16 protein-coding genes are annotated in these 15,823 nt (G+C 64.4%); 7 read left to right on the forward strand and 9 right to left on the reverse strand.

The annotated features are described in order from the left end of the window. Positions 1-83 precede the first annotated feature (83 nt). Positions 84-1,943 carry a glycoside hydrolase family 15 protein gene (locus tag R2N11_RS07075; protein ID WP_316680619.1) on the forward strand — a complete coding sequence of 620 codons (1,860 nt, stop codon included), beginning with the start codon at positions 84-86 and terminating at the stop codon, positions 1,941-1,943. A 59-nt stretch (positions 1,944-2,002) separates the two neighbouring features. Beyond that, the gene (locus tag R2N11_RS07080; RefSeq protein WP_199026672.1) at positions 2,003-2,236 is read left to right on the forward strand and encodes a DUF1289 domain-containing protein; all 234 of its coding nucleotides are present in this window, start codon (positions 2,003-2,005) and stop codon (positions 2,234-2,236) included. A 54-nt stretch (positions 2,237-2,290) separates the two neighbouring features. Here the strand turns inward: R2N11_RS07080 and R2N11_RS07085 are convergent, their stop codons facing one another. Further along, a complete protein-coding gene (locus R2N11_RS07085; RefSeq protein WP_199026673.1) occupies positions 2,291-3,727 on the reverse strand; it encodes an aldehyde dehydrogenase family protein in 1,437 nt (478 codons plus the stop codon). 153 nt (positions 3,728-3,880) lie between these two features. Here R2N11_RS07085 and R2N11_RS07090 point away from each other — a divergent pair, with 153 nt between their 5' ends. Beyond that, a complete protein-coding gene (locus R2N11_RS07090; protein ID WP_199026674.1) occupies positions 3,881-4,408 on the forward strand; it encodes a hypothetical protein in 528 nt (175 codons plus the stop codon). Between the two features lie 68 nt (positions 4,409-4,476). On the opposite strand, the gene R2N11_RS07095 is transcribed toward R2N11_RS07090, so the two are convergent. From R2N11_RS07095 to R2N11_RS07120, 6 genes are all read right to left on the reverse strand, one after another. Continuing rightward, positions 4,477-6,099 (reverse strand): ABC-F family ATPase, encoded by a 1,623-nt coding sequence (locus R2N11_RS07095; RefSeq protein ID WP_316680620.1) that lies wholly within the window; start codon positions 6,097-6,099, stop codon positions 4,477-4,479. Positions 6,100-6,210: 111 nt separating this feature from the next. Beyond that, positions 6,211-7,134: a muramoyltetrapeptide carboxypeptidase gene (gene ldcA / locus R2N11_RS07100; protein WP_316680621.1), complete on the reverse strand. Its 924-nt coding sequence runs from the start codon at positions 7,132-7,134 to the stop codon at positions 6,211-6,213. Between the two features lie 9 nt (positions 7,135-7,143). Further along, complete coding sequence (gene tadA / locus R2N11_RS07105) at positions 7,144-7,686, reverse strand: tRNA adenosine(34) deaminase TadA (RefSeq protein WP_199026677.1); 543 nt, start codon at positions 7,684-7,686, stop codon at positions 7,144-7,146. A 29-nt stretch (positions 7,687-7,715) separates the two neighbouring features. Next, positions 7,716-8,192, reverse strand: a complete 477-nt coding sequence (gene queD, locus R2N11_RS07110) for a 6-carboxytetrahydropterin synthase QueD (protein ID WP_316680622.1) — start codon at positions 8,190-8,192, stop codon at positions 7,716-7,718. Between the two features lie 75 nt (positions 8,193-8,267). After that, a complete protein-coding gene (gene queE, locus R2N11_RS07115) occupies positions 8,268-8,906 on the reverse strand; it encodes a 7-carboxy-7-deazaguanine synthase (RefSeq protein ID WP_316680623.1) in 639 nt (212 codons plus the stop codon). Positions 8,907-9,140: 234 nt separating this feature from the next. Then, a complete protein-coding gene (locus R2N11_RS07120; protein ID WP_199026679.1) occupies positions 9,141-10,358 on the reverse strand; it encodes an MFS transporter in 1,218 nt (405 codons plus the stop codon). 138 nt (positions 10,359-10,496) lie between these two features. Here R2N11_RS07120 and R2N11_RS07125 point away from each other — a divergent pair, with 138 nt between their 5' ends. The 4 genes from R2N11_RS07125 to R2N11_RS07140 all read left to right on the forward strand — a co-directional run bounded on the left by R2N11_RS07125 (position 10,497) and on the right by R2N11_RS07140 (position 13,838). After that, complete coding sequence (locus tag R2N11_RS07125; protein WP_199026680.1) at positions 10,497-11,441, forward strand: LysR substrate-binding domain-containing protein; 945 nt, start codon at positions 10,497-10,499, stop codon at positions 11,439-11,441. A 66-nt stretch (positions 11,442-11,507) separates the two neighbouring features. After that, positions 11,508-12,344, forward strand: coding sequence for a CmcJ/NvfI family oxidoreductase (locus tag R2N11_RS07130; protein ID WP_316680624.1), 837 nt, complete (start codon positions 11,508-11,510; stop codon positions 12,342-12,344). Beyond that, positions 12,337-13,008 carry a 2-hydroxychromene-2-carboxylate isomerase gene (locus R2N11_RS07135; RefSeq protein WP_199026681.1) on the forward strand — a complete coding sequence of 224 codons (672 nt, stop codon included), beginning with the start codon at positions 12,337-12,339 and terminating at the stop codon, positions 13,006-13,008. Before R2N11_RS07130 ends, R2N11_RS07135 begins: the two co-directional genes overlap by 8 nt. Before the next feature lie 2 nt (positions 13,009-13,010). Further along, positions 13,011-13,838 (forward strand): isocitrate lyase/PEP mutase family protein, encoded by an 828-nt coding sequence (locus R2N11_RS07140; protein WP_199026682.1) that lies wholly within the window; start codon positions 13,011-13,013, stop codon positions 13,836-13,838. Positions 13,839-13,858: 20 nt separating this feature from the next. On the opposite strand, the gene R2N11_RS07145 is transcribed toward R2N11_RS07140, so the two are convergent. Both R2N11_RS07145 and R2N11_RS07150 read right to left on the reverse strand, forming a co-directional pair. Next, positions 13,859-14,803, reverse strand: coding sequence for an endonuclease/exonuclease/phosphatase family protein (locus R2N11_RS07145; RefSeq protein WP_316680625.1), 945 nt, complete (start codon positions 14,801-14,803; stop codon positions 13,859-13,861). A gap of 60 nt (positions 14,804-14,863) precedes the next feature. Then, positions 14,864-15,766 carry a LysR family transcriptional regulator gene (locus tag R2N11_RS07150; protein ID WP_316680626.1) on the reverse strand — a complete coding sequence of 301 codons (903 nt, stop codon included), beginning with the start codon at positions 15,764-15,766 and terminating at the stop codon, positions 14,864-14,866. Positions 15,767-15,823: the final 57 nt, after the last annotated feature.

A 15,823-nucleotide genomic window follows, 5' to 3' on the forward strand; every position in this document is an offset into this window, starting at 1 on the left:
GGAATGCTCCCTTGCAAGGCGTCCTTCGCGCATCTGGCCCCCACTCGGACCGACATGCGCACGCTTCATAGGTAGACAGCCCCATGCCCTCGAAAATCGAAGATTACGCCCTGATCGGCGATTGCGAAACCGCTGCGCTGGTCTCTCGCAACGGTTCCATCGACTGGCTATGCTGGCCCCGGTTCGATTCAGGCGCCTGTTTTGCCGCCCTGCTGGGCACGCCTGATCATGGCCGCTGGCAGATCGCGCCACAATGTGCCGCTGGTCGTGTCAACCGGCGTTACCTGCCTGGCACGCTTGTGCTGGAGACCATTTTCGAGACTGACACCGGCACCGTCAGCCTGACCGACCTGATGCCCGTACGCCTGCCGGGCACGCCCAGCGCGCGCGACGATACGTCGGATCTCGTGCGCATCGTGCGAGGCATTTCGGGTGCGGTTGCCATGCGCATGGACCTGACGTTGCGCTTCGACTACGGCACCTCTGTGCCGTGGGTCAGTCGCGTGGTCGAAACCACCGGTGCCCCTGCCAACAGCGCATGCGACAACGCCGACTGCGTACTGCGAGCCATTGCCGGCCCCGACATGGTGACGCTGCGCACGCCGGCCCCGCTCCGCGGCGAGAACCTCTCCACCGTGGCCGAATTTACGGTGGCCGAAGGCGAGGCCATACCTTTCGTGCTGACGCACTCTCCTTCGCATCTACCGCTGCCGGCCTCCATCGACGCACTGGAAGCCCAGCTCGACATCGAGGCGCGCTGGCGCGCGTGGTCGAGTCGGTGCCAGGGCGCCGATGAATGGACGCAGGCTGTCGAGCGCTCGCTTATCACGCTCAAGGCGCTGACGTATCACCGTACCGGCGGCGTGGTCGCCGCGCCCACCACATCGCTGCCCGAACAGCTTGGTGGCGTACGCAACTGGGATTACCGCTATTGCTGGCTGCGCGACGCCACCCTCACGCTGCTCGCCCTCATGAACGCCGGCTATTACGATGAGGCACGCGCCTGGCGCGCCTGGCTTGAACGCGCCATCGCCGGTAGTCCTGCGCAAGTGCAGATCATGTACGGCATTGCCGGTGAACGCCGTCTGGGCGAATGGACCGTCCCCTGGCTGCCCGGCTATGAAGGCGCACAACCCGTGCGCGTTGGCAATGCAGCAGCGCAGCAGCTCCAACTCGATGTCTACGGTGAACTGATGGATGCGCTTTACCTTGCCCGCAAGGGCGGCCTGGCGGGTGATGACGCATCCTGGTACTTGCAAGTCGCACTGATGACGCATCTGGAAGACATCTGGCAGTCCCCCGACGAAGGCATCTGGGAGGTGCGTGGCCCATCCCGGCACTTCACGCATTCCAAGGTGATGGCGTGGGTGGCGTTTGACCGCGCCGTCAAAAGCATCGAGCAATTTGGCGTGGAAGGCCCCCTTGAGCGCTGGCGCGCGGTGCGCGACCGCATTCATGCTGAGGTCTGCACGCGTGGCATCCACCCACGCCGCGGCTGTTTCGTGCAGAGCTACGGCGGCGAAGAGGTGGATGCCGCTCTACTGATGCTGCCGCTGGTTGGCTTCCTGCCCGCAACGGACACGCGCATCCAGGCCACGGTGCGCGCCATCGAGGACGATCTGCTCGTCGATGGTCTCGTACGCCGCTATCGCACGGAGGCCGTGGCGGATGGACTGCCCGAGGGCGAAGGCGTCTTCCTTGCGTGCAGCTTCTGGTACGTCGACAACCTTGTCCTCCAGGGCCGCGATGCAGAAGCGCGTGCGTTGTTCGTGAAGCTGCTGGCGCTGCGCAATGACGTGGGCTTGCTGTCGGAAGAGTACGACCCGCGCGTGCGTCGGTTGGTCGGCAACTTTCCGCAGGCGTTCTCGCATATCGCGCTGGTAAATTCGGCGTTGGCATTGTCCGCCGCAGCCGATCATGTCAGCCAGCGAACGCGTACCTAGAAACCGGAATCCGCCGTCCCGGTAGAATGGCGGCCCTGCTGATTCAACTGCCCCCTGCCATGCCCGACGACATTTCCAGTGCGCCCGAAAGCACCCTGCTCGGCCGCCCCGACAGCCCGTGCGTTGGCATCTGCTCAACCCTCTTCGATGAGGTCTGCCAAGGCTGCGGGCGCACCCAGCTGGAAGTCAGCAACTGGGTGTTCATGACCGATGACGAGCGCAACGCCGTCTGGACGCGCATCCTGGCCGAAGGCACAGCCCAGGGCTACAACGCTGACGGCAGCCGCAAGTAAGCCCCAAAAGAAAACCCGGCCGAAGCCGGGTTTTTTGTTGATGCAGCAGACGCGTCAAGCCGTCTGAGCGGGCTTGAGCTGCAGCGCCTTGTACTCCAGGAACTCCTCCAGCCCGTACTTGCCGTTCTCGCGCCCGTTGCCGGACTGCTTGTAGCCGCCAAACGGCGCCTGCATGTTGAACGGCCCACCGTTGATGTCGACCTGCCCCGTACGAATGCGTCGCGCCACGCGAATCGCCCGCGCCTCATCCCCCGACCACACGCCGCCGCCCAGGCCGTAGATGCTGTCGTTGGCGATGCGGATGGCGTCATCCTCGTTGTCGTAGCAGATCACGGTGAGCACCGGGCCGAAGATCTCTTCGCGCGCGACGGTGTCCGTGGTCTTGACGTTGCCCAGCACGGTCGGCTTGACGAAGAAGCCGGTGGACAATCCTTCCGGAGCATCGGTACCACCGGCGATGAGTTCAGCCCCCTCTTCCAGACCCTTGCGGATGTAGCCCAGCACACGATCGCGCTGCACGGCGGAGATCAGTGGGCCCAGGCGCGTGGTCTCCTGCGCGGGGTCGCCCGGCACGTAGCTCGCCGCAAATTGCGCGGCCAGCGCCTTGACCTCTTCATACTTCGCACGGGGCACCAGCATGCGGGTGTGCGCCGAGCAGGTCTGCCCGGAGTTCAGGAAGCACGCCGACAGCGTTCCCTTGACCGCAGCCGACAAATCCGCGTCATCCAGGATTACAGAGGCGGACTTGCCGCCCAGCTCCAGCGCCACACGCTTGACCGATTGCGATGCCAGTTCGGCCACGCGCTTGCCCGCACGCGTCGAGCCCGTGAACGACACCATGTCGACATCCGGATGGCTTGCCAGCACTTCACCCACCACCGGGCCATAGCCGGTAACAAGGTTGAACACGCCCGGCGGCAGGCCAGCTTCTTCAATGACCTCCGCCAGCACAAACGCGTTGAGCGGTGCCACTTCCGATGGCTTGAGCACCACCGTGCAGCCAGCGGCCAGCGCGGGGGCAACCTTCAGCGTGATCTGATTGAGCGGGTAGTTCCATGGCGTGATGGCGCCCACCACACCCACCGGCTCGCGCACCACCAGCGAATTGGCGACCTGCTCTTCAAATTCAAATTTGCCGAGCAGCTTGGCGAAGTTGCCCCAGTTGAACACCGGGCCGCCCACCTGGATGGCGCGCGCCAGCTTGATCGGCATGCCGACTTCACCGGCAATCAGCTGCGCCAGCTCTTCACTTCGGGCCTTGAGACCGTCGGTGATCTTCTGGATGTACTCGGCGCGCTTGGCCACGGGCGTGGCAGCCCATCCGTCGAACGCAGCGCGGGCGGCCGCCACGGCGGCTTCGGCATCGGCAGCGCTGCCTTCAGGGATCGTCCCCATCACCTCTTCGGTGGCCGAATGAATCACTTCAATGACGCCCTTGCCCTGCGGCGCCACCCACTTGCCATTGATGAAAAGCTTGTCGCGTTGCTGCATCGTTGCTTGTCTCGCTCTGGTGGATGCGCGGTCTGCGCGTTGTGCTATCCGGGTTGTGACTAGGATCGCCGTCGCTACCCGGGCGGTTATGATCGTCCTATTGTAGAGCCAGCAGAGCGCGCACTGCAGACGCGCCGGCCGAGGGAGACACGCATGACCGCCAGCATCTACCAGAAAACCGACAAGGGGCAGGAAGAAATCCGCACGCGCGCCTACCACCTGGATCAGAAACACCGCGCACTGCTGCTGATGGTCAACGGCGAAAAGACCTGCGACGAGATCCTCGTCCAGCTCGCGCCACTGGGCATGAACCAGGCGGTATTCGAAGAACTGGAGCACGCCGGGTATATCCGCTCACACGGGATGTCGGCAACGCCCGCCAAAAGTGAAGCTGCCTCCGCACCAGACACGCCTGCCGCGCCCGTGCCAAGCGCTGCCTCTGGCGAGCGCGGCGTTGAAGGCTATCAGCGCCTCTACCGCTTCTATACCGAGACCATCAGCCGTTACCTCGGCCTGCGCGGCTACCTGCTCGAAATGAAGGTGGAAAAGGCCGGCAATGTGGCCGACCTCGTCGCCCTGCGCGACGCACTCAAGGCCGCACTCGCCAAGGCGCGCGGCGAGCCGGAAGCCGCCAACGTGATCGCCCAGCTTGATCTGCTGATCGACGAGGCGACAGGCTAGGGTTGCACGTGCAGGCAACAAAAAAGGCAGCGCGAAGCTGCCTTTTTTGTGGAGTACGTGTGAGGTACTCAGACCTCCACGCCCTGGCTCTGCAGGTACTCGTCGTAAGTGCCGAGATAGTCGGTCAGCGTGCCGTTCGGGCGCACTTCGATAATGCGCGTGGCCAGGGCACTGATCAATTCGCGGTCATGCGACACGAAGATCAGCGTGCCTTCGAACTTGTCCAGCGCGATCTGCAGCGACTCAATCGACTCCATGTCCATGTGGTTGGTCGGCTCGTCCAGCGCCAGCACGTTGTGGCGGCCCAGCATCAGCTTGCCCCAGATCATGCGGCCCTTCTCGCCACCCGAGAGCACTTTGACGCTCTTCTTGATGTCGTCGGCCGAGAACAGCAGACGGCCCATCGTGCCGCGCAGGGATTGGTCATCATCACCGGCCTGCGTCCACTGGCTCATCCAGTCCATCAGGTCACGGTCTTCGGGGAATTCTTCGTAGGTGTCCTGCGGCATGTAGCCGACATTGGCGTGCTCGGCCCACTTGACGGTGCCGCCGTCGATCTCGATACCGCGCTGCACGCCGGTCTTGACCGCGCCGTTCAGCAGCGAACGCAGCAGCGTGGTCTTGCCCGCGCCGTTCTCGCCGATGATGGCAATACGCTCGCCGGCACGCACAGCCATGGTCAGGTTGTCGAAAATCTTGCGGTCGTAGGTCTTGCGCGCGTTCTCGGTTTCCACCGCCAGGTTGTGCAGCTTCTTCTCGAACTCGAAGCGCACGAACGGGTTCTGGCGCGACGACGGCTTGATGTCTTCCACCTTGATCTTGTCGATCATCTTCAGGCGCGACGTGGCTTGGCGTGCCTTGGACTTGTTGGCCGAGAAGCGGCGCACGAAGTCCTGCAGGTCGGAGATGCGCTCCTTGGCGCGCGCGTTGGCGGCCTGCAGGCGTTCACGCGCCTGCATGGAGGCTTCCATGTAGTCGTCGTAGTTGCCCGGATAGACCTTGAGCGTGCCGTAGTCCATGTCGGCCATGTGGGTGCAGACCGAGTTCAGGAAGTGGCGATCGTGGGAAATGATGATCATCGTGGAATTGCGCTCGTTGAGCACCGATTCCAGCCAGCGGATCGTGTTGATGTCGAGGTTGTTGGTCGGTTCGTCCAGCAGCAGCACGTCCGGGTTCGAGAACAGTGCCTGGGCCAGCAGCACGCGCAGCTTCCATCCCGGAGCGACGCCGCTCATCGGGCCGCTGTGCTGGTCGGTCGGGATACCGACGCCCAGCAGGAGCTCACCAGCGCGCGCTTCGGCGGTATAGCCATCGTATTCGGCGTACTTGGCCTCCAGGTCGGCGGCCTTCATGTAGTCGTCGTCGGTGGCTTCCGGGTTGGCGTAGATGGCGTCGCGCTCTTGCGCGGCAGCCCACATTTCGGTGTGGCCCATCATCACCACGTCCAGCACGCGCATGTCTTCGTAGGCGAACTGGTCCTGGCGCAGCTTACCCAGGCGCACGCCCGGTTCCAGCATCACGTTGCCGGCGCTCGGCTCCAGATCACCGCCCAGAATCTTCATGAAGGTCGACTTGCCACAGCCGTTGGCACCGATCAGGCCGTAGCGATTGCCCTCGCCAAACTTGACCGAGATGTTCTCGAACAAGGGCTTGGGCCCGAACTGCATGGTGATGTTGGCGGTGGAAAGCACGTGGAAACCTTGATTGGAAAGCGGTGATCTGGCGCGGCAGGCATTTAGCCGTCCGCCATTTAGGGAACCTGGGATTTTACCATCCGGAGATGACCCGGACAGACAAGCAGTCTAGCCGCGCAGCGTCGGATAGCCGGTCAAGTGCAGCGTAAAGCCCGTGGCGTCGATGTCCAGCGCGGCCTGCGCGCCAATCGGCAGCGTCGCCTTGGTCGGGCAATGGCCGAACGGCAGGCCGGTGACGACCGGAATCGGCAGCCGCGCGGCCAGGTAATCGCACATGGGGCTGAAGTCGTAACCCGCGTCGTACGGCGTGGTGCGGTAGCCAGAAAAATCGCCGAGCATCAGTACTTGCTGGCGCTCCAGCACACCGGCCTGCTGCAGTTGCAGCAGCATACGCTCAACCCGATACGGATGCTCGTTGATGTCTTCAACGAAGAGGATGCCGCCGTCGATCTTGGGCAGATATGGGGTACCAACCAGGCTGCACAGCATGGCCAGATTGCCGCCCCACAGCGTGCCGGCAATGCGCCCTGGGCGAGCCGTGGTCTGCGGAACATCCACGCGCAACGCGTAGTTTGGGCTGCGCAGGATGCCCCAGAAATGCTCGACCATGTAGGCGTCCACCTCGGGCAGCGCGAAATCCGAGCACAGGTGCGGCCCGGCAAATGTCACGCCGCCCGTCGCGGCCAGATACCCCAACGAAAACGCCGTGAAATCACTATGGCCGACGATGATGGCATCGGTGGCCTGCGCACGCTGGTGGATGGCCGCAAAGTCGATGCGGTCCAGCAACCGCGTCAGCCCGTAACCGCCGCGGATAGCCATGGCGATTTCCTGACCGCTGCCGGTGCCGATCTGGTGCAGATCGGCCAACCGTGCATCGTCGTCGCCGGCAAAGCGCTGATGTTGGCGCACGAGGCATTCCGTATTCACCAGCTCGCAGCCCTGCGCCCGCAGCGCCGCAGCGCCGCGCTTTGCGAGCTCAGCATCGTTCGGGTAGCCAGAGGGAGCGATCAGGCGGACGGTGGTCGGCATGCGGTCAGTTCAGGTCGGATCGGATTCGGTGGAAGCCAGCCGCGCAGCACGTTGGCTCGCACGACGCTCGGCAAAGAAGGCGCGCAGCATGTCGCCGCATTCCTGCGCGAGCACGCTGCCAGTGATGGCGGTCTGGTGGTTCAGGCGTGTCTCGGCAAACAGGTCGAGGATGCTGCCCGCAGCGCCGGTCTTGGGATCGGGCGCGCCATAGACGACGCGTGCCACACGGGCATGCAGCATGGCGCCAGCGCACATCACACACGGCTCCAGCGTCACGAAGACTTCGCAGTCGGGCAAGCGGTAGTTGCCAAGCTTTTCGGCAGCCTGGCGCAGGGCACGCATCTCGGCATGCGCAGATGGGTCGTGCGTGCCGATCGGCGCGTTGTAGCCGACGCCGACGATCTCGTTGCCGCGCACCACCACCGCGCCTACGGGCACTTCGCCCTGTCCCCACGCAAACTTGGCCTGCACCAGCGCCTGCTGCATCCAGTAGCCGTCACGCTCGTGGGCGGACATGTCGGCGGGCGGCGTGAGGACGTGGGGCGTGGTCATGCGTATCGCGGCGTGTCGGGACAGTCCGATCAATCCTGCTCGTGCGGGCGCGCGAGCTTCACGTCGGCCCAGCAGTTGGGCGTTTCGTACAGCACCAGCTTGGACAGGCGCAGATGGTGCCCGAACGTATTGCGGAACACGGGTTCGAGAATGTCGAACGCGACTTGCGCGAGGTTCTCGACGGTCGGCACGTCGTTCAGCACAACGGTCTTGTGACCGCCTTCCATGTCGTTCAGGAATTTGACCAGCTTCGTGTCGCCGCGATAGACCAGGAACGCGTGGTCCCACAGGTCGACGAGGTGCTTGTTGGCAAGCTGCTTGACGTCGCCAAAGTCGAGGATCATGCCGTCGTCGGCGGCCTTGTCGTTGTGCAGGACTTCGCCGGTGAGCGTGAGTTCAAGCTGATAACGGTGGCCGTGCAGGTTGCGGCACTGGCCAGCGTGGCCGGGGATGCGATGGCCGGCATCAAACTCGAGCCGGCGCGTAATGGAAACGGTCTTGGTCATGGAGCGCAAAGGACTGGGCGGCAGCGAACGCCGCAAAACGGCTGGAACGACTGGGACAAAATGCTGCGGCCCGCCTTAGCGGATGCCCAGCATCTTATGGGTTTGCAGCGACAGGCGCCAGCGCGGGCGGCGCTGGCACAGCGCAACGGCTGCCGCCGTATTCTGCCGCGCAAGCGGACCATCCATGGCTTGCAGGAAGAAATGCTGGAAATCCAGCCGTTCATATGCGTCCAGGTCTTGCCCGTCTTGCGGGATCACGACCTTCAACTCATCGCCACGTGTGACGACCAGCTCCGAGCCCATCTTCGGGCTCACGCACACCCAGTCGATGCCCTCGGGCACGGCGATGGTGCCGTTGGTCTCGATGGCGATTTCGAAGCCGCGTGCGTGCAGCGCGTCGATCAGGGGGGTGTCCAGTTGCAGCAGCGGCTCGCCACCGGTGCAGATGACGAGCGGCTTGCCGCCCGCGGCGTCGGCCGGCCATTCTGCGGCGACGGTATCGGCCAGGGCATCTGCGGTGGTGTATTTGCCGCCTTGCGTGCCATCCGTGCCAACAAAGTCGGTGTCACAGAACTGGCAGACGGCGGTGGCGCGATCGGCTTCGCGCCCGCTCCAGAGGTTGCAGCCGGCAAAGCGGCAGAAGACGGCTGCGCGGCCGGTGTTGGCACCCTCGCCTTGCAGCGTGTAGAAGATTTCCTTGACGGCGTAAGTCATGTCTGAACGGTGGCATTCACAGGAAGATGATGCAAAAGCACTCCATTTCCCGCGCAAACCGTACCAGTACCCACTAGTGAATAACCCGATATTGTTTCACAAATCGGGGTTATCCGCAGAAGGACGCCAGCGTCACAAACGAAAACGCACCCTCCGGTGTCAGCCACGCCGCAAAGACCAACGCCGCGCTGGTTGCCGCCAGCGCCCACGCCGCCCAACGTTTGAGTCGCCCGTTCATGCTGGTTGCACGACAGGCTTGCGCGCCAATTGACGGTCATCGATCGGCCAGTGCAGCAGCGCGGCCACTATGCCGAGTACCATCGCGCCAATCCAGATGGCGTCGTACGAGTGCAGGCGGTCGTACACCACGCCACCCAGCCACACCCCAAGAAACGCACCAACCTGGTGGCCCAGGAACACGAACCCAAACAGCGTGCCGATATAGCGCACCCCAAACACCTGCGACAGCAGCCCATTGGTGAGCGGCACCGTGCCCAGCCACAGCAGCCCCATCACGATGGCAAACCCATACAACGTAACCGGCGACAGCGGCAGCAGAATGAACAACGCAATCGCCGCTGTGCGAATCAGGTACAGCAGCGACAGCAGATACTTGCGCCGGAACAGCCCGCCCAGCGCGCCGCAGTAGTAGGTGCCGACGATGTTGGCGGCCGCAATCAACGCCAGCGCAATCATGCCGTGCCGCGCCGTCAACCCCTTGTCGAGCAGGTATGCCGGCATGTGAGCCCCGATAAAGGCAAGCTGGAACCCGCACGTCAGAAAGCCGAGGTTCAACAGCCAGAAGCCTGGATGCGCAAAAGCCTCGCGGATGGCGGCTCCCATGCTCTGGTGCGCCTCCTGCGCCACGGCGGTGGCAGCCTTCTCACGCAGCGGCGCGGCCAGCGGCAGGAATACCGCCATCACCACGGCCATGACCACCAGCGCCGTCACCCAGCCGACGTTGCTCAGCAGCCCCTGCGCCGTCGGCACCATGATGAACTGGCCGACACCGCCCACCGCGCCCGCCACACCCAACGCCCAGCTACGCCGCTCAGGTGGCGTAAGCCGGCTGATCGCGCCGTACACCACGCCGAATGAGGTGCCGGAGAGCCCCATGCCGATCAACCCGCCCGCCGATAACGTAAAGCCCAGCGGCGTGCCCGCATGCGCCATCAGGACCAAACCCAGCGCATAGACGACGATACCCGCGACCACCACCTTGGCCGCCCCAAAGCGGTCCGCCAGCATGCCGGCAAACGGCTGCGCCGCGCCCCAGATCAGGTTTTGCAGTGCGATGGCCAGGCCGAAGGTCTCGCGCGTCCAGCCGTGGTCCATGGTAATGGGCACCAGGAACAGGCCCTGCACGTGTCGGATGCCCAGCGCCAGGCCGATCACCGCCCCGCCGGCCAGTACCGGCAGCCAAGGCGATTGCGTCAACGATTTCGATGTCATGGGTGTGTTCTCCGTGGCGACTGACATTCCTATCCTGCAGGCGTGCGTTTGACTGGAATGTCGTCCGATGGCTTATTAAACTTCGCCACATTGGGGTTCTCAATTGATCTTTGAGAACGCTTCACATGAGGAAAACGCATGTCGACACCGTTGGTTCGATTGGCCTCCCTGGACTTGCTGCGCGGCTTCGTGGCCGTGGGCCGGCGCATGAGCATCACGCTGGCCGCCGATGACCTGTGCCTGACCCAATCGGCCGTGAGCCGCCAAGTGTCGGTGCTGGAAGAAGCACTGGGCGTGAAGCTGCTAGTGCGCGGGCACCGCTCGATTGCCTTCACGCCCGAGGGCGAGCGCCTGTTCCGCAGCGCCGACAGCGCCGTGCAGCAGTTGCAGGACGCCATCGGCGCCATTCGCGTGGCAGCCGAGCGCCGGCCTGTCACGATCACCGCCAGCATCGGCGTGACGGGCCTGTGGCTACTGCCGCGCCTGGCGCGCTTCCAACAGCAGTACCCGGACATCGATGTGCGCGTGGCCACCAACAACCGCCTTGTCGACTTGAAAAACGAAGGCATCGAACTGGCCATCCGCTACTGCCCGCCGGGGGATGCGCCGCCCGGCGCAATCCGGCTGTTTGGGGAAACCGTGGTGCCGGTTGCCCATCCGTCGCTGGCGCTGCGTCCGCTCGATTCCGCCGACGCGCTGGCAGGCCAGACCCTGCTCGACTTTGACGACCGCGACCTGCGCCGCCCCTGGCTCCAATGGACCGACTGGCTGGCCGCCGCTGGCTGGAGCCACGCCAAACCGCGCACGGTGCTGCGTTTCAACCAGCACGACCAGATCATCCACGCGGCCGTGGCGGGCCAGGGCATTGCGCTTGGGCGACTGGAGTTGATCTCCCCTCTGCTGGCCGACGGCAGGCTGGTGCGCGTGCCAACCACGGCCCCTGGCGTGCACAACGCGCATGCGTACTGGCTGATCCAGTCCGAGCCCAACCCGCGCCGCGATGTGCGCGACGTGGCCGAATGGATTCGTGCTGAAGCCGCCGCCCAGGCCTCGCATGCGCCCAGCGCATCCGAACTTGCATGAAACACGTTTGAGCGCACGCAGCGCACCACGTGTAATGCAGCCAACGACACTCACGTTGGAGGCTGCATGGACCCTCATACCCGACCACAAACGGTGGTCGGTGGCCTGAGTTACGTCAAACCCGGCACCGGCACCCCGATCAACTACATGTACCCACCGCCTGCCGGCGAGCCTTGGCAGACCTGCGAATACGAACTGCACGAGGTCAGCATCGCCGACATGCGTTCTGCCGCGCCGGCCCTTGAGCGCGAAGGCTTCATCCTCGCCGAGGCTCCCACGCGCATGACGGACTTTGGCGATGAAGAGGCGATCCGCTCGATCTACTACGCAGAGGCCGCCGAACTCGCCACCGCCGCAACAGGTGCCCGCAGCGCACATGTATTCGATCACCTTGTGCGCAAGCGCGACCCGAGCCGCCCCACCCTGACCTTCGGGCGCGAAGGCGACGGCCCCCCTTCTGCCGTCGGCCGCATCCACAACGACTACACCGAAGCCTCCGGCCGCCTGCGCCTGGGCCGCGTGCTGACCAATCCGGCACAGGCCGCCGCCGTTTGGCGCTATGGCATCGTCAACATCTGGCGCTCGATCCGTGGGCCGGTGCTCGATACGCCGCTAGCCCTGTGCGACGCGCGCAGCGTGAACGCTGCCGACCTCGTCGCCGCCGAAATCCGCTACCCCACGCGCACCGGCGAGCTGTACCTTGCCACCCACAACCCCCGCCACCGCTGGTGGTACGCCTCGGCGATCGATCGGCACGAGGCGCTGGTGTTCAAGCAGTACGACTCGCAGGCCAGCGGCGTGGCGCGCTTCACACCGCATGCCGCGTTTGCCCACCCTGAGGCGCCGGCCGGCACACCGCCGCGCGAGAGCATCGAAATCCGCTGCCTGGTGGTCTATGACTAAGCTCGCCCCGTACAACGCCACGTGGGAGGCCCTCTTCCCCACACCCACCGTCGAGTTCTGGTTCGACTTCGCCAGCAACTACAGCTACCTGAGCGTGATGCGTATTGAGGCGGCAGCCATACGCCAGGGCGTGCGCATCGTGTGGAAGCCGTTTCTGCTCGGGCCGATCTTCCAGTCGCTCGGTTGGAGCAACTCGCCGTTCATGCTGCAGAAAGCCAAGGGCGACTACATGTGGCACGACATCGCCCGGGAGTGCCACAAGATCGGCGTGCCCTGGGTGAGGCCCAGCACCTTCCCGCGTGCCTCCGTGCTGCCGCTGCGCGTGGCGCTGCTGGGCGCAGATCGGCCTTGGATCGGCGCGTTCTGCCAGCGCATCATGCTGCGCAACTTCGCCCAGGACCACGACATCCACACACCGGAAGCCGTGCGTGAAGAACTGACCGCACTCGGGCTTCCCGCCAGTGCGATCTTGGCCGAAGCGCTGTCCGACGCCAACAAGCTGAGCCTGCGCGAACAAACGCATGCGGCGCAGATTCGTGGCATCTTTGGCGCTCCCACGTTCTTTGTCGGTGACGCGATGTTCTGGGGCAATGACCGCCTGGATGACGCGCTCGCCTGTGCCTCAGCCTTGCAGTCCAACCCGTATCCACCTTACCCCGGATAGCCATGCCGACTCAGATCGAAAAAGCCCACGCCTTCCGCGCCCTGCACGAACGCAGCGGCACCTTCGTCATCCCCAACCCGTGGGACCCGGGCTCGGCCCGATTGCTGGCGGCGCTCGGCTTCGAGGCGCTGACCAGCACCAGCGCCGGCTTTGCCTTCTCGCGCGGGCGGCCCGACTACGGCGTTGGCCGCGACCTCATCCTCACGCACGTGGCCGATCTGGCTGCAGCCACTGACCTGCCGGTGGCCGCCGATCTGGAAAACGGCTTTGGCGATACCCCCGAGACCGTGGCCGAGAGCATCCGCCTGGCGGGTGCCACCGGCATCGTGGGCGGCTCAATTGAAGACGCCACAGGCCACGCCGATGCGCCCATCTATCCGCTGGAAGCCTCGGTCGAGCGCGTACGCGCCGCCGTGGAAGCCGCGCGCTCGCTGCCGTTTCCGTTCACGCTCACCGCGCGCGCAGAGAACCACCTGCACGGCCGTAACAACCTGGCCGACACCATCCGCCGCCTGCAGGCATTCCAGGACGCCGGCGCCGACGTGCTCTACGCCCCCGGCCTGAAAACGCGCGAAGAGATCGCCACCGTGCTGCGCGAAATCGACCGTCCGCTCAACGTGTTGATGGGGTTTGCGGATGGCAATCTGAGCGTAGCGGAGCTAACCGAACTGGGCGTCAAGCGCATCAGCGTGGGCGCTGCGCTGGCTCGTGCAGCGCAAGGGGCATTCCTCCGCGCGGCGGAAGAACTGCGAGCCACGGGTACCTTCGCCTTTGCGCGTGATGCCGCCAGCGGGGCCAGGCTCAACGGCCTCTTTGCGCCGTTTGTTTGAGCAATACAGCACACTGACCATCAGCCCTCGGCCAGCGCCCGCAATGTGTGCTCCTCGGTATTGGTATTGATCTGCACCCACAGCGGCAGGTGGTCTGAGAGCTGATACGTCATCGCCTGCTTGGTCAGGCGCGGGAACAGCGGGGTATGGTCGCCCTGGTAGAAATCGAGCACGCCGCCCGCATTGGTGAAGCTCTCGGGGTATTCCGGCATCTGCAGGATCTGGTCGTAGCGCTTGTTCTTCTCCAGGTTACTGCCAAAGGTGCTGCGCAGGAGCTTGTCCGGCACGCGCAGCCCGCGGGCAGTCAGCGCCTGGAACAGCGGGCTCTTTTCGCTGGGGACGTTGAAGTCGCCCATGACAATCAAGTCTTTGCCGTCGGCATCCTTCTCCTGTGCCTTGGCGTAGACCCAGTCGGCCAGCGCCTCGATTTCCGGCAGTCGATCCCGCTCGCTGTTGCCCCACCGAATGTGGGCAGAAATGCAGACGAAATCGAAGTTGCCGGAATGAAACGACACCATGTATGGCCGGCGCCACCACGAGATATCCGACAAGTACTCCATACCGCGTTTCGTGCGCGGCGGCTGCGCCTGTGCCGCCAGGCCGGTAAAGGCAACGGCGCGACGGTCATAGACGTAGGCGATGCGCTCGCGGTTGCCACCCGCATCCGTCATTGCATCGGAATAGACCGCGTGCCAATCAGGGCCGAGGATTTCGAGCACGCGGTTGAGGTCGCCCAGGTTGTCGCGCACCTCCTGCAGCCCAATCAGATCGAACTGCCGCAGGATCTCCGCGATGTAGTACAGCGCAGTCTTGGTGCGCGGTTTCCTGCCGAACTCGCGCACGTTCCAGGTGGCGATGTTGAGCGTCTCGTCCAGCTTGGAGGATGGAATCTTCGCTTGGGCAATACGAGCACGCAGCTCCAACAGGCCGCGCGCGATTTCAGTGGTGATGCCTTCGTAGTTCATGGGGGCTCCGGGCTTGGGAGCCTCTCACTGTAGTCATCCCCCCTGCCGCCGATTGCTACATCAGGTCACGCTCCGGTGCGCAGCAAACCAATCGACAAGGAAGTCCAGCATCGCCCGCAGCGCCGCCGGCATCTGCCTGCGCGAGCTGTATACGCCGTGGATGCCGAGCGCCAGCGGCACGTGTTCGGGCAGCAGGCGTACGAGCTGGCCACTGGCAATGAGCGGCGCTGCTGCAAACGCCGGCTGCAGTGCGACACCCGCCCCCTCCCGGGCTGCCGCCAGTAGCGCCATCGACTCATTCGCACTCAGGTTGCCGCTCACAGGCACATCGGATGACCTGCCCGTCTTCGCATCGGTGAACCTCCACAGGCTCTTGCCAAAGTACGAATACGTCAGGCAGTTGTGCACGGCCAGATCTTCAACCCGGCGTGGCACGCCATGCGCCGCCAGATACGCGGGCGCGGCCACTACTACCGATTCACACGTGCCCAGCGGCCGCGCGATGAGGTTCGGGTCAAGATCATTGGTGATGCGCACCGCCAGATCGATGCGTTCCTCCACAAGGTTGATGGTGCGGTTGTCGACGACGAGGTCGACGGCGGTCTGCGGATAACGCCGCAGGTAGGCCGTTACCGCCGCACTCAGCACCTCTTGCGCGAGCGATTGTGCGCACGCAACGCGCAGCAAACCACGCGGCGTGTCAGCTTCGGGGCCGTCCGCCGCAGCCATCTGTGCAGCGATCTCCAGCATCTGGCGGCAGCGCACGAGCGCGGCTTCGCCGGCAGGTGTCAGACCGATGCGGCGCGTAGTCCGATGCAGCAGGCGTGCACCGGACCACGCCTCCATCTCCGCCAGATAACGCGTCACCATGGCGCGCGACATATCGAGCCCATCTGCGGCGGCACTCAGGCTGCCACGCTCGACAATCGCGACGAACACCTCGGCGGCTCGAATTCGGTCCATATTTGATCGATTCGCGAAACAAATATGCGCATACTAGGTGGTTTTTCGGCCGAATCA

Source organism: Ralstonia flaminis (genome assembly GCF_958415495.1).
GTDB classification, from domain to species: domain Bacteria; phylum Pseudomonadota; class Gammaproteobacteria; order Burkholderiales; family Burkholderiaceae; genus Ralstonia; species Ralstonia flaminis.

Bases quoted from the DNA above. Each gene is read 5' to 3' on its own strand.
- R2N11_RS07075 (WP_316680619.1), top strand. From the start codon at position 84: ATGCCCTCGAAAATCGAAGATTACGCCCTGATCGGCGATTGCGAAACC.
- R2N11_RS07085 (WP_199026673.1), bottom strand. From the start codon at position 3,727: ATGCAGCAACGCGACAAGCTTTTCATCAATGGCAAGTGGGTGGCGCCG.
- R2N11_RS07120 (WP_199026679.1), bottom strand. From the start codon at position 10,358: ATGACATCGAAATCGTTGACGCAATCGCCTTGGCTGCCGGTACTGGCC.
- tadA (WP_199026677.1), bottom strand. From the start codon at position 7,686: ATGACCACGCCCCACGTCCTCACGCCGCCCGCCGACATGTCCGCCCAC.
- ldcA (WP_316680621.1), bottom strand. From the start codon at position 7,134: ATGCCGACCACCGTCCGCCTGATCGCTCCCTCTGGCTACCCGAACGAT.
- R2N11_RS07150 (WP_316680626.1), bottom strand. From the start codon at position 15,766: ATGGACCGAATTCGAGCCGCCGAGGTGTTCGTCGCGATTGTCGAGCGT.
- R2N11_RS07090 (WP_199026674.1), top strand. From the start codon at position 3,881: ATGACCGCCAGCATCTACCAGAAAACCGACAAGGGGCAGGAAGAAATC.
- R2N11_RS07145 (WP_316680625.1), bottom strand. From the start codon at position 14,803: ATGAACTACGAAGGCATCACCACTGAAATCGCGCGCGGCCTGTTGGAG.
- R2N11_RS07125 (WP_199026680.1), top strand. From the start codon at position 10,497: ATGTCGACACCGTTGGTTCGATTGGCCTCCCTGGACTTGCTGCGCGGC.
- queE (WP_316680623.1), bottom strand. From the start codon at position 8,906: ATGACTTACGCCGTCAAGGAAATCTTCTACACGCTGCAAGGCGAGGGT.
- R2N11_RS07135 (WP_199026681.1), top strand. From the start codon at position 12,337: ATGACTAAGCTCGCCCCGTACAACGCCACGTGGGAGGCCCTCTTCCCC.
- R2N11_RS07140 (WP_199026682.1), top strand. From the start codon at position 13,011: ATGCCGACTCAGATCGAAAAAGCCCACGCCTTCCGCGCCCTGCACGAA.
- queD (WP_316680622.1), bottom strand. From the start codon at position 8,192: ATGACCAAGACCGTTTCCATTACGCGCCGGCTCGAGTTTGATGCCGGC.
- R2N11_RS07130 (WP_316680624.1), top strand. From the start codon at position 11,508: ATGGACCCTCATACCCGACCACAAACGGTGGTCGGTGGCCTGAGTTAC.
- R2N11_RS07080 (WP_199026672.1), top strand. From the start codon at position 2,003: ATGCCCGACGACATTTCCAGTGCGCCCGAAAGCACCCTGCTCGGCCGC.